This is a genomic window from Chlamydia pneumoniae TW-183, from assembly GCF_000007205.1.
In the GTDB taxonomy this organism is placed as follows: domain Bacteria; phylum Chlamydiota; class Chlamydiia; order Chlamydiales; family Chlamydiaceae; genus Chlamydia; species Chlamydia pneumoniae.
Window position 1 is genome coordinate 992,851 of the sequence record NC_005043.1, and the last position, 13,473, is coordinate 1,006,323.

The following is a 13,473-nucleotide window of genomic DNA, read 5'->3' on the forward strand; positions in this document are numbered from 1 at the left end:
GAATCATGCAATTATTGTCCCCAGCGTTTGCTTATGGCGCCCCAATTCCTAAGAAGTATACATGCCAAGGCGCAGGGATTTCCCCTCCCTTGACTTTTGTAGACGTCCCCGGTGCAGCGCAAAGTCTTGCTTTGATTGTCGAAGACCCTGATGTTCCTAAAGAAATTCGTAGCGATGGCCTGTGGATCCACTGGATAGTCTATAACCTATCCACCACAATTACTAATCTTGCCGAAGGAGCTGAAATCTTCGCTGTGCAAGGATTAAATACTTCTGGAAAGCCTGTCTATGAAGGTCCCTGTCCTCCAGATAAACAGCACCGCTACTTCTTTACTCTATTTGCTCTTGACGTAGTTCTTCCAGAAGAAGAAAACGTCACCCGTGATCAGCTATATGAAGCAATGGAATTCCATATTATAGAACAAGCAGAGTTAATGGGAACTTACGAGAAAAGTTAGAATTTATTCCTCTTCAGGAATAAATTCCTCTCGCTTCTTCCTGTGTTTCCAATATAGCGGGCCATAGTGATAGCAAATTTCTTGGCCCGCATATATCGGTGCTATTGTCCTGATAATCACGTGAAACAATCCCTCACTGAAAACCCCGATAGCTTCCGCATTAGGTTGTTCGCTGTGATTGATAAAACGTGTGACGTTTCCCTGCTTCCCACTATCAATAGTAAAATATCTTAAAGTGAATAAAGGCATCGGATAACGAAAACAATAATCGTTCTCATCCATCCAAATTGCCTGCCGGTGACGCAAAATTCCCGTGTATTCTCCGATATATGTCCAAGGAGCAATTTCATCACGAGCAAAAACTCCATACCCTACGTGCGCATTAATCCAACAGACAGAAACCGGTGGAGCTGGAGGACATAATAGATCTTGCTTGTGTAGTTTTCCTAACCACTTGGCTAGAGGAGAAATCAAACGACGTTTTTCCGATTTGTGACAAAGAGTCTCAATTTGCTGTTCTACCTTCCAGTTAGAAAAAACTAAAGAAGGAAGAAACCGAAAATGAAGAAGTTCACTCGCTCGGTCTAAAGAATACGGCTGGCTATCTCGCCAATCATTGTTCAAAGAAATGTGTATAGAAGAACAAGGTTCCGTAGTTACCGTGGACATGCAACCTCAAGACGAGAAAAGTATATTGGAGATGTAATGCCCTGCGCTAATGCAATTTCTGGTGCTATAGAAGTGATAGAAGCTATCGATTCAGATACTGTAGAAAGTGCTAGCTCCGCAGTGTTACACTCGGTAGACAGGTGAGCAAGATATAACTTCTTTAACTTCGGAGTGATAATCTTTTGTAAAAGCTGACCACACTCTTGGTTAGAAATATGACCTAATTTACTCAATACACGCTTTTTGTAAACATCAGGACGTTGAGATTGACGTACCAATTCAGGGGAATGATTGGACTCAATTAATAAGTAATCACAATCATAGAGTTCATGTGTGATCCAAGAGGTGACCCAACCTAAATCTGTGCAAAAACCCAGTTTCTCTTCGCGATAATGAAAAATAAAAGCCACAGGATCTACAGCATCATGAGGTACATTGAACGTCTGTACTTCGAGATCTTGAAAACAAAATGAAGACCCTGTGGAAAATATTTTGAATTCTGGATGGCTATCTAGTAGATGGCATAAAGCACGAGCCGTCTCCAAGTTGCAAACAATGGGAGTGTTATACGCCTTAACAAAACTTTTAATCCCGGAGATATGATCAGAATGTTCGTGCGTAACAAAAATTGCCTGAATATCTTCAGGATCGATATTCATAGAGAGTAATTCCCGAGTGACGACTTGCTTGCTCACTCCTAAATCAATAAGAATCTTACAAGAATCCGTGCCTAGATAAGCAGAATTCCCTTTGGATCCAGAAGCTAAAGGGAAAAAACCTTGCATGCTAACCTTCCAGAGGATTCTGTATCAGGATTTGACGAGGCTTAGCTCCTTCCGAAGGCCCAATAATTCTAGCTTCTTCAAGTTGATCAATTAAACTAGCTGCTCGGGCATAACCAATTTTTAATTTTCTTTGAAGGAAGGTGGTTGAAGCATTCCCCGTCTGTAAAATTAAGGTTTTCGCCTGAGCAAATAAAGGATCTTTTTCTCCAGAGTTATCAGAATCAGAATCATCAAAAGCATGGAAAGAAGGAATCACATATTGTGTAGGGAATCTAGAACATAGATCTTGAATGACTTTGTTTATGTCCTCATCACAAATGTAGGCACCCTGAGCTCGTATAGTTCCAAAAACAGAAGGAAGAAGTACAAGCATATCACCATTTCCCATCAGATTCTCTGCACCAGGTTCATCAATGATAATCTGACTATTCACTTTATTGGAGACCTTAAAAGAAATTCGAGAGGGGAAATTTGCTTTAATTAAACCTGTAATTACCTCTCTTGAAGGGCGTTGCGTTGCTAAAATCAGATGAATCCCTACAGCTCTAGCCATCTGAGCTAAGCGAATGATAGGAGTTTCAATATCTTGGGATGACGAGAGAAGCAAATCAGATAACTCATCAATGATCCCTACCATAAAGGGCATAGTTTCACGAATCTCCCTGTCGTAAGAAGCCTCAATCGTTTTATTGCGAGTGCGGGAGTTAAACGCTTGTATATTGCGCAAACCCAAATATCTCAAAATCTCATAACGAGATTCCATTTCCTTAACTAACCAAACTAAAGCATTGTACACTTCTCTTGATTCGGTAATCACAGGAGATAACATATGAGGTAATTGCGAATACCCAGTGAGCTCTACTTTTTTAGGATCAATAATGACGAGTTTAATTTCAGAAGGTAAGGTCGTCATAATCATAGACATGACAATCGTGTTAATACATACAGATTTCCCAGATCCTGTAGTACCAGCAATAATGAGATGAGGCATCGTAGCTAAATCAGCCCAAAGATTGTCACCATTTGCTTTCTTCCCTAACAACAAGGGAATCTGCAATTTACGATTTGTCTTCTGATAGTCTTCTAATAAATCACGAAAATTCACAGCTTGAGGAAAAGGTGTGGGAATTTCAATACCCACAGCAGCTTTCCCCGGAATCGGAGCAATAATCCGTATGCTCGAAGCTTGGAGTTTTAAAGCTATATCATTTTCTAAAGATTTGATTTTCTGAACCTTAACTCCAGAATGAGGTAACACTTCAAAAGCTGCTAATGTCGGTCCTGAACAGATGTTGCCAAGGTCCGCATCAATTCCAAAACTCGTAAGAGTCTGTTTTAAAATCAGAGCTTTTCTCTCTAGCTCAGCTTGTAAGGACTCGGGACGAGCTTCTCTGTTTTTACTAAGTAAATGATATTGCGGAAGATCATTTTCAGGGACTGCTAAACTTTTTAATTTAGGAAGAGCCGCTCTTTCCTTGCCTTTGGATTCCCTCACTACAGTGGGAGTCGAAGATAGCGCAATTGTTTTCCCTTCTTTCGCTTTATTCTCTTGAGGCTCAACAAATTTTGTCAGGAAACGCTTGCAAGGATGAGGAGTTAGGAAAAAGGACTCTTTCTTAGAACCGGGGATCTCTTCCTGAGGTAAGGGAGAAATAGACCCATCTAAAATGATAGTCTCAGAAACTCGACGTGGCGAAGGTTGCGATTTCGTACAAGAAAAAGGATTCTTGGAAACAAAAGGAACCGAAGGCTTAGGAAGATAGTTTCGCCTATTTATTAATTTTTTTAAATTTTTGAAACAAGTTTGGAAAAAAGAGCAAAAAGCCTTTTTGACCCCGTCTTGAAAGGTTTTTTTTTTTAATAAAGCAATGCCTCCGCAAAGATAAAGGACGGAGAATAGCATCACGAATCCAAAAATTAGAGCAGTTCCTACAGACCCAATTAAATGTTTTAGACAAAAAGATTGGCCTTCGTAAAACAGATAGAAAGGGATTCCACCCACATAAGAGACAGGAGGATTATTCCCTAAAATAAACTTTGGAAGACGTGTATCTAATAAAGCAGGAAGCGTTCCTACTGGAGATAACATGGATAAGAGAATCGCAGAACAAAAGGGGAGAGAAAGAAATGCCGCAGCTTTATAGAAGAAAAGCGGTCGAGGAGTCCTTCTGAAGTACAAAAAAGATAACCAAAGAAAATATAAAGGGATAAAAAATGCCGCGGCACCAAAGAAATAAAGTAGAAAAGAACTAAATGACCAACCTAATAGACCTATCCAATTCTGTGTGCACGGCTGATCTCTATGAAAACTCCATAGACTGAGACCAGAAAAACACGCGAAAAATAAATATAAACTGGCTTTAGCTGCTAAAGGCAAAGTCGGAAGACGAGGGTGCCTGCTCTTTTTTCTTTCTCTTATCATGGGCTACATAAGATTCTAAGTATTGTCGAGCTTCGTTATAGATTTCGTTATATCAAGAAAAACAAAAGAAACAAAGAAGATAAAGAGGGCGAACGACGGGGCTTGAACCCGCGACCTTCGGAACCACAATCCGACGCTCTAACCAGCTGAGCTACGTTCGCCAAACCATATAAAATTAAGGAAAATATTAGCTTCAGTCTGAAATTTAGCCAAGATAAAAAGGTCAGAATAGGAAATCTCAATGTTCTCACTAAGATAAGTAGTATGAATTTCTTGAAAAACAGCAAACATAACGTTCTTTGAATTCAAATAGAAAACCAGGACAGGGAAAACCGGAGCTCATTGCGAATAGAAATAGGGTTTATGAATAAAAATGCATTATTTTTTTCGCGAAATTTTAGCCCTTACAGCCCCTTCTGGAGCAGAAAATGGTTTTTTGCAAAAAAAGAAAAAAATAAAAAGCAAACGAAATGCGTTGCGAAAAAAATGCCATTTTTTATAGGATGTTGCTTTCTTCTTAAGTGAAACAAACAAAGAAGAAGAGTCCACACTTCGATGTGGATACGCAACGAAAGTTTGAGTATCTGTAGTTTATAGGTTTTTAAATTTTTCTTCTTAACAATGCAAATGAGATAGAATGCAGGCCAGTATAAAATGCTTGTGAGGATCTTTTGAAGGATCTGTTAATTTTTTTTATTTTTTCTGAGAATTTGATCTTAGTTCAGATTGAACGCTGGCGGCGTGGATGAGGCATGCAAGTCGAACGGAATAATGACTTCGGTTGTTATTTAGTGGCGGAAGGGTTAGTAGTACATAGATAATCTGCCCTCAACTTGGGGATAACGGTTGGAAACGATCGCTAATACCGAATGTAGTGTAATTAGGCATCTAATATATATTAAAGAAGGGGATCTTCGGACCTTTCGGTTGAGGAAGAGTTTATGCGATATCAGCTTGTTGGTGGGGTAAAAGCCCACCAAGGCGATGACGTCTAGGCGGATTGAGAGATTGACCGCCAACACTGGGACTGAGACACTGCCCAGACTCCTACGGGAGGCTGCAGTCGAGAATCTTTCGCAATGGACGAAAGTCTGACGAAGCGACGCCGCGTGTGTGATGAAGGCCTTAGGGTTGTAAAGCACTTTCGCCTGGGAATAAGAGAGATTGGCTAATATCCAATCGATTTGAGCGTACCAGGTAAAGAAGCACCGGCTAACTCCGTGCCAGCAGCTGCGGTAATACGGAGGGTGCTAGCGTTAATCGGATTTATTGGGCGTAAAGGGCGTGTAGGCGGAAAGGAAAGTTAGATGTTAAATTTTGGGGCTCAACCCCAAGTCAGCATTTAAAACTATCTTTCTAGAGGATAGATGGGGAAAAGGGAATTCCACGTGTAGCGGTGAAATGCGTAGATATGTGGAAGAACACCAGTGGCGAAGGCGCTTTTCTAATTTATACCTGACGCTAAGGCGCGAAAGCAAGGGGAGCAAACAGGATTAGATACCCTGGTAGTCCTTGCCGTAAACGATGCATACTTGATGTGGATGGTCTCAACCCCATCCGTGTCGGAGCTAACGTGTTAAGTATGCCGCCTGAGGAGTACACTCGCAAGGGTGAAACTCAAAAGAATTGACGGGGGCCCGCACAAGCAGTGGAGCATGTGGTTTAATTCGATGCAACGCGAAGGACCTTACCTGGACTTGACATGTATTTGACAACTGTAGAAATACAGCTTTCCGCAAGGACAGATACACAGGTGCTGCATGGCTGTCGTCAGCTCGTGCCGTGAGGTGTTGGGTTAAGTCCCGCAACGAGCGCAACCCTTATCGTTAGTTGCCAGCACTTAGGGTGGGAACTCTAACGAGACTGCCTGGGTTAACCAGGAGGAAGGCGAGGATGACGTCAAGTCAGCATGGCCCTTATGTCCAGGGCGACACACGTGCTACAATGGTTAGTACAGAAGGTAGCAAGATCGTGAGATGGAGCAAATCCTAAAAGCTAGCCCCAGTTCGGATTGTAGTCTGCAACTCGACTACATGAAGTCGGAATTGCTAGTAATGGCGTGTCAGCCATAACGCCGTGAATACGTTCTCGGGCCTTGTACACACCGCCCGTCACATCATGGGAGTTGGTTTTACCTTAAGTCGTTGACTCAACCTATTTATAGGAGAGAGGCGCCCAAGGTGAGGCTGATGACTGGGATGAAGTCGTAACAAGGTAGCCCTACCGGAAGGTGGGGCTGGATCACCTCCTTTTTAAGGACAAGGAAGGTTGTTTTTAACAACCCGACTAGGTTGGGCAAGTATTTTATATTCCGCATTCTATTTCTTTTGCATTGTTAAGGTTGTTTTCAAAACATTCAGTATATGATCAAGTATGTTATGTAAATAATCATGGTAACAAGTATTTTTCACATATAATAATAGACGTTTAAGAATATCTGTCTTTAGGTGAAGTTAACTTGCATGGATCAAAAATTTACAGACCAAGTTGTTAAGAGCTATTGGCGGATGCCTTGGCATTGACAGGCGATGAAGGATGCGTTTACCTGCAGTAATCTTCGGTGAGCTGGTATAGAGCTATGACCCGGAGGTATCCGAATGGGGCAACCCGATAGACTAATAGTCTATCATTATATGTTGAATACATAGGCATATAAGGCGACACCCGCTGAACTGAAACATCTTAGTAAGCGGAGGAAAAGAAATCAAAGAGATTCCCTGTGTAGCGGCGAGCGAAAGGGGAACAGCCTAAACCATATTTTTAATATGGGGTTGTAGGGTCGATAACATGGGATCTTAAGTTTTAGTTGAATACTTCTGGAAAGTTGAACGATACAGGGTGATAGTCCCGTAAACGAAAAAACAAAAGACGCTAATCGATACCTGAGTAGGGCTAGACACGTGAAACCTAGTCTGAATCTGGGGAGACCACTCTCCAAGGCTAAATACTAGTCAATGACCTATAGTGAACCAGTACTGTGAAGGAAAGGTGAAAAGAACCCTTGTTAAGGGAGTGAAATAGAACCTGAAACCAGTAGCTTATAAGCGGTCGGAGACCTATAACTCTTCGGAGTAATGGTTGACGGCGTGCCTTTTGCATGATGAGCCAGGGAGTTAAGTTAAACGGCGAGATTAAGGGATTTACATTCCGGAGTCGAAGCGAAAGCGAGTTTTAAAAGAGCGTTTTAGTCGTTTGATTTAGACACGAAACCAAGTGAGCTATTTATGACCAGGTTGAAGCATTGGTAAGACTTTGTGGAGGACCGAACCAGTACATGTTGAAAAATGTTTGGATGAGTTGTGAATAGGGGTGAAAGGCCAATCAAACTTGGAGATATCTTGTTCTCTCCGAAATAACTTTAGGGTTAGCCTCGGATATTAAGTTTTTGGGGGTAGAGCACTGAATTCTAGCGGGGGCCTACCGGCTTACCAACGGAAATCAAACTCCGAATACCAAAAGCGAGTCCGGGAGATAGACAGCGGGGGCTAAGCTTCGTTGTCGAGAGGGGAACAGCCCAGACCGCCGATTAAGGTCCCTAATTTTATGCTAAGTGAGTAAGGAAGTGATAATTCTAAGACAGTTGGAATGTTGGCTTAGAGGCAGCAATCATTTAAAGAGTGCGTAACAGCTCACCAATCGAGAATCATCGCGCCAATAATGATCGGGGCTCAAGCATAAAACCGACATCGCGGGTGTATATTATGTATACGCGGTAGGAGAGTGTAGTATTCAGCAGTGAAGGTATACCGAAAGGAGTGCTGGAGCGGATACTAGTAAAGATCCATGGCATAAGTAACGATAAAGGAAGTGAAAATCTTCCTCGCCGTAAGCCCAAGGTTTCCAGGGTCAAGCTCGTCTTCCCTGGGTTAGTCGGCCCCTAAGTCGAGGCACAAATGCGTAGACGATGGAGCAACAGGTTAAATATTCCTGTACCACCTAAAACTTTAGCAATGGAATGACGGAGTACGTTAAGCACGCGGACGATTGGAAATGTCCGTATCACAATGAGACTGGTTAGTAGGCAAATCCGCTAACACAAGGTCGGGTTGTGGTTAAGGGAAATCTTCGGAGGAACTGATAGTGTGGCGCAAGGCTTTCAAGAAATAATTTCTAGCTGTTGATGGTGACCGTACCAAAACCGACACAGGTGGGCGAGATGAGTATTCTAAGGCGCGCGAGATAACTTTCGTTAAGGAACTCGGCAAATTATCCCCGTAACTTCGGAATAAGGGGAGCCTCTTAAGGTGATTACCCAGCGGTATGAGCCTCGGGGGGCCGCAGAGAAATGGCCCAGGCGACTGTTTAACAAAAACACAGCACTATGCAAACCTCTAAGGGGAAGTATATGGTGTGACGCCTGCCCAATGCCAAAAGGTTAAAGGGATATGTCAGCCGCAAGGCAAAGCATTGAACCCAAGCCCTGGTGAATGGCCGCCGTAACTATAACGGTGCTAAGGTAGCGAAATTCCTTGTCGGGTAAGTTCCGACCTGCACGAATGGTGTAACGATCTGGGCACTGTCTCAACGAAAGACTCGGTGAAATTGTAGTAGCAGTGAAGATGCTGTTTACCCGCAAAAGGACGAAAAGACCCCGTGAACCTTTACTGTACTTTGGTATTGATTTTTGATTTGTTATGTGTAGGATAGCCAGGAGACTATGAACACTCTTCGTTAGGAGGGTGGGAGTCATTGTTGAAATACTGGTCTTAACAAGTTGGGAGTCTAACATTACTCCATGAATCTGGAGAATGGACATTGCCAGACGGGCAGTTTTACTGGGGCGGTATCCTCCTAAAAAGTAACGGAGGAGCCCAAAGCTTATTTCATCGTGGTTGGCAATCACGAGTAGAGCGTAAAGGTATAAAATAGGTTGACTGCAAGACTTACAAGTCGAGCAGAGACGAAAGTCGGGCTTAGTGATCCGGCGGTGGAAAGTGGAATCGCCGTCGCTTAACGGATAAAAGGTACTCCGGGGATAACAGGCTGATCGCCACCAAGAGTTCATATCGACGTGGCGGTTTGGCACCTCGATGTCGGCTCATCGCATCCTGGGGCTGGAGAAGGTCCCAAGGGTTTGGCTGTTCGCCAATTAAAGCGGTACGCGAGCTGGGTTCAAAACGTCGTGAGACAGTTTGGTCTCTATCCTTTGTGGGCGCAGGATACTTGAAAGGAGCTGTTCCTAGTACGAGAGGACCGGAATGGACGAACCAATGGTGTGTCGGTTGTTTTGCCAAAAGCATAGCCGAGTAGCTACGTTCGGAAAGGATAAGCATTGAAAGCATCTAAATGCCAAGCCTCCCTTAAGATAAGGTATCCCTATGAGACTCCATGTAGACTACGTGGTTGATAGGTTGGGTGTGTACGCACAGTAATGTGTTTAGCTAACCAATACTAATAAGTCCATAGACTTGGTTTTTATCATATAAAAAGCTGAATAAGCTTTTTTGTTGAATTAGTCGATTTATGCAAGTTTACTAAAGACTCTTCTTAAGCGTCTATTAGTATACGTGAAAATACGTTACAAGATTTAGCTTGGCGATACTGGAGAAAGGGATACACCTGATACCATTCCGAACTCAGAAGTTAAGCCTTTTATCGCTGATGGTACTATACACAAGAGTATGGGAGAGTAAGTCGTTGCCAAGCTTTCTATTATATGTTTCTTAATACATAATTAAGAATTTCAAAAGAGGATAATTTTTTTATCCTCTTTTTTTTTGCTGTTTTTTGATAAACCTATTTACCCAGCTTGTTTCTATTTAAAAGTGATTTCATTGTTTTTAAAATAAAAAATTCGCTGTACACATGCCCGTTCCTATAGATAATTCCTCTCGCAACCTACAAGAAGTTCCAGAAAGCCTAGAAGACCTCGAACAACACGCAGAAGAATCTCCTACTCATCAAAGTGCAGAAAGCAGTTCTTTGCAACTGTCTCTAGCCTCCTCAGCAATTTCTAGTAGAGTAGAACAACTATCTTCCCTCGTCTTAGGAATGGAAAATTCAGATTTCTCCTCTTTAAGAGACGTTCCTATCTTCTCAGCTATCTACGAATCTTCAACACACACACCTGTCCCCACTCCTCTAGTTGGCGTGGGATATATCAACGGAAGTCAATCAGGATACTACGATACACAAAGAGAATCTCTTCACCTCAGCCAATTGTTAGGAAGCCGAAGAGTTGAAGTTGTCTATAACCAAGGAAACTTCATGGAGGCCTCTTTGCTAAATCTGTGCCCCAGAAGACCTCGAAGAGATCCCTCTCCAATTTCTTTAGCTCTATTAGAGCTCTGGGAAGCATTTTTTTTAGAACACCCCCCAGGTAGCACTTTTAATCCAATATTTTTTTGGTAACGGAGCTTTCTATGTTCGCGAAGCTCTCCGCCTAACTCCGCATGCACAGAATATAGTGCTCGTTGGTATCTGTCCTTCTCTATATCCAGAACATCCTCGCTCCTTTTATTATCGTGTTTCTGGAGATATAGGCTCCCGATTCGACGATAGAGGATTTGTAAACTCTGGAGTCGAAACCCTGCCATACTCTTCAGGCAGCTTTGGGATTTTTTGGATCTCGTTTACGGATCCCACATTTAATTTTGCTATCGTAAATACCTTTATGCGAACTGCAGGGATCAATGAAGTCTCTAGACCCATGACACAAGATACAGAAACTTCATTGATAGAAATGAGAGACCTAAGTGAACAACAAGAAGCGAATAACACAGATTCTTTAGAGCAAGAAGAGAGCTTAATGGGTATTGTAGGACATACTGTGGGAGGAGTTTCCATGACCGTGACCTCCAGTCCAAATATCTTTTATCGTATACAAACACTTCTGGGACTGCCAGAGACTCTTGCAGAAGCTGAAGAAAATCCTACCTTCCCAAATTCTACTATAGATAGCCTTGCAGAAATAATGATGAACCTCGTAAGGATCTCTGATGCTGTCTCTATTTTCTGGATTTTTCCTATCGTAGATACTACATATAATGGAGTTTTATTAGCCGTCTGTATCGGCTTCTTCGGAATCAATGGGATTTGTTCCACGTTCCTTATGCTTACGAATCCACGCTCTCGTCGAGATAGATGGAGGAATTTACGCATCATGGTTCTTTGCTATCGTTCTTTGGGAAGCGGAATGAATCTCTTTGATCTTAGCAATAATGTGCGCATGGCAGCACGTAGGCATGTGACATCATGTACAGTAGCTCTCTATGCTATGGTCACTCTATTTGGATGGACAGTAGCAATACAAGATGCTTTGCAATATGGTTTCCCTAGCGTTCGGGATGCCTTCTATAGATATTGCTTACGCCACAGATATTGCTTAACTCAAAGAAACGAAGACTCTCTGCAAACTACAGGAACGCGCTTTCAGGTTACCCGTACACATCTAGAAGATCAACAGATGGTGGCTTCTATTTTGAATTTGAGTGTTTTTGGGCTCTTTTTTGGATTCGTAGGGCTAATGACCACGTTTGGAGGATTAGAAATCTCACCATCTTGTCGGTGGGATGCAGCAAATAACCGAACGGTAGGTATTTTTTAGACTCCAATGTTACCTTTTCTCAAGCTTTAAGTAGTGGTCGTGTCTATGCAGTCAGCCAATCGGTGCATATGATCTTTTGCTTCTTCTCTATTATCTTATATACGATGTCTCTACTTTCTCTTCTAAGAAGACGTCGTCGTCAATAAAGAAAAACCAGATCCACTAGCTTCCAAAATCATCAAGAATAATCGAACTGCGCTCGACCCCATAGTCACCAAGAAGTTTAAGAATACTGCTATTGTGTAGCGGTGGACCACATACGTAGTAAAGATAGTCTTCAGGATTATCTAACCTACTCAATTGACCTAGATTAAATGCCCGAAATAGGAAGTTTGTCTTTGTAGGGTCATCTTTATCCCAACCTGCAGCAATATCTTCAGGAAGAGGCTCAGAAAGGACTAGGTGATAATGGAAATTGGGAAACTGTCGTTCTAAATTTTCATATTCTTCTTGGTAAATGTTCTCTTTTAATGAGCGCGCCCCATACCAAAGATCAATTTCTCTCTTGGAATGCTTGTTTAAAAGTAAATCTAGGATGTGGCTCCTACCAAAAGATGAACCTGCTCCTCCAATTAGGAAGATTAAAGGGCGGTCGTCATCTTTCATAAAAGATTCTCCATAAGGCCCAGAAACTGTAATTTTGTCTCCAGGTTTTAAAGAGAACACATAGGAGGAACAGACTCCCCAAGGGATCTCTGAATTAGGCTTTCCATTAATGAAAGGAGGCGTAGCAATACGTATATTAAACTTAATTGTAGGAAGCTCGGCAGGATAGGAAGCTAAAGAATACGCTTTGTTGGCAGAATCCGCAGGAAGTTGACTGTTGTCTATAACTTGATCAAATAGATGAAAGTGTTCCCAGTCGCTGTAATACTCAGGAGCCATAGTTTGCTTCCAATCGGAAGAGTTCGTTTTATAGCTCGGTACTGTAATTTGTAAGTAGCCCCCAGGCTTAAAGGGAATAGGTTTATTTGGGTCTACAGCAACAACAAGTTCTTTAATAAAGGTAGCCACATTGTCATTAGAGATAACAGTGCCCTCCCAAGAAGAAGCATTTAAATATCTCTCTTCAATTTCTAAACTCATGTCGTGCTGAACTTTGCACTGGCAGGAAAGGCGCCAGCCTTCCTCGAGTTGTCTTTTTGAAAATGTAGAACGGTCCGTTTCTAAAGGCTCATCAGCATTTTTAACAACGCGAACTTTACATTGCTTACAGGTGGCTTTTCCTCCACAAGGGGAGGGAATAGGAATTCCTGAACTTAATAATGAAACTAAGAGAGTCTGACCACTTTCGACAGTTTTTGTCAGTTCTTCATTGTCGTTAATCTTTAATTTACAAGGGTGTACCTTAATGAAAAGCTTGCGAGATAGAAGGATCACACCTGCAAGAATCACGCCAATGGCGCAAAAGATAAGACTAGCAATACAAATGAAATAGAGGCCTGAAAGCCAAGTCATAACGATAAAAATCCCAGACTTTATGAAAAGCTCATAGAGTCAAATTATAACTTAGCGCATAAAAAAGCAATAAACCTTAAGACAATAAATAAGAAATCCCACGATTTTAATCGTGGGATGAAAGTCTCAAAAGAA

At 42.1% G+C, this 13,473-nt stretch carries 7 protein-coding genes, 1 tRNA gene, 3 rRNA genes and 1 pseudogene; 7 read left to right on the forward strand and 5 right to left on the reverse strand.

Features of this window, described 5'->3' with window-relative positions; genetic code table 11:
* The first annotated feature begins 5 nt into the window (after positions 1–5).
* The gene (locus tag CPB_RS04520; protein WP_010883512.1) at positions 6–458 is read left to right on the forward strand and encodes a YbhB/YbcL family Raf kinase inhibitor-like protein; all 453 of its coding nucleotides are present in this window, start codon (positions 6–8) and stop codon (positions 456–458) included.
* A gap of 3 nt (positions 459–461) precedes the next feature.
* Here the strand turns inward: CPB_RS04520 and CPB_RS04525 are convergent, their stop codons facing one another.
* The 4 genes from CPB_RS04525 to CPB_RS04540 form a co-directional block, all read right to left on the reverse strand.
* A complete protein-coding gene (locus CPB_RS04525; RefSeq protein ID WP_010892243.1) occupies positions 462–1,127 on the reverse strand; it encodes an SET domain-containing protein in 666 nt (221 codons plus the stop codon).
* The gene (locus CPB_RS04530; protein WP_010883514.1) at positions 1,115–1,912 is read right to left on the reverse strand and encodes an MBL fold metallo-hydrolase; all 798 of its coding nucleotides are present in this window, start codon (positions 1,910–1,912) and stop codon (positions 1,115–1,117) included. The genes CPB_RS04525 and CPB_RS04530 overlap by 13 nt, the downstream gene beginning before the upstream one ends.
* Position 1,913: 1 nt before the next feature.
* Positions 1,914–4,334 (reverse strand): DNA translocase FtsK, encoded by a 2,421-nt coding sequence (locus tag CPB_RS04535; RefSeq protein WP_010883515.1) that lies wholly within the window; start codon positions 4,332–4,334, stop codon positions 1,914–1,916.
* 87 nt (positions 4,335–4,421) lie between these two features.
* Positions 4,422–4,495: transfer RNA gene (locus tag CPB_RS04540), tRNA-His, on the reverse strand.
* 537 nt (positions 4,496–5,032) lie between these two features.
* On the opposite strand from CPB_RS04540, the gene CPB_RS04545 reads away from it, so the two are divergent.
* The 6 genes and pseudogenes from CPB_RS04545 to CPB_RS05855 form a co-directional block, all read left to right on the forward strand.
* Positions 5,033–6,586: ribosomal RNA gene (locus CPB_RS04545) — 16S ribosomal RNA — on the forward strand.
* Positions 6,587–6,814: 228 nt separating this feature from the next.
* Positions 6,815–9,750, forward strand: a 23S ribosomal RNA gene (locus CPB_RS04550).
* Between the two features lie 115 nt (positions 9,751–9,865).
* Positions 9,866–9,980 (forward strand): 5S ribosomal RNA (gene rrf / locus CPB_RS04555).
* The 16S, 23S and 5S rRNA genes sit together here, the layout of an rRNA operon.
* Positions 9,981–10,139: 159 nt before the next feature.
* Complete coding sequence (locus CPB_RS05850; protein ID WP_010883516.1) at positions 10,140–10,685, forward strand: DUF687 family protein; 546 nt, start codon at positions 10,140–10,142, stop codon at positions 10,683–10,685.
* Positions 10,666–11,880, forward strand: a complete 1,215-nt coding sequence (locus CPB_RS05715) for a DUF687 family protein (RefSeq protein WP_080502222.1) — start codon at positions 10,666–10,668, stop codon at positions 11,878–11,880. The genes CPB_RS05850 and CPB_RS05715 overlap by 20 nt, the downstream gene beginning before the upstream one ends.
* 26 nt (positions 11,881–11,906) lie before the next feature.
* Positions 11,907–12,026, forward strand: a pseudogene (locus tag CPB_RS05855) (DUF687 family protein); the annotation flags it as partial.
* Between the two features lie 16 nt (positions 12,027–12,042).
* On the opposite strand, the gene nqrF reads toward CPB_RS05855, so the two are convergent.
* A complete protein-coding gene (nqrF, locus tag CPB_RS04565) occupies positions 12,043–13,338 on the reverse strand; it encodes an NADH:ubiquinone reductase (Na(+)-transporting) subunit F (protein WP_010883518.1) in 1,296 nt (431 codons plus the stop codon).
* Between the last annotated feature and the right edge of the window lie 135 nt (positions 13,339–13,473).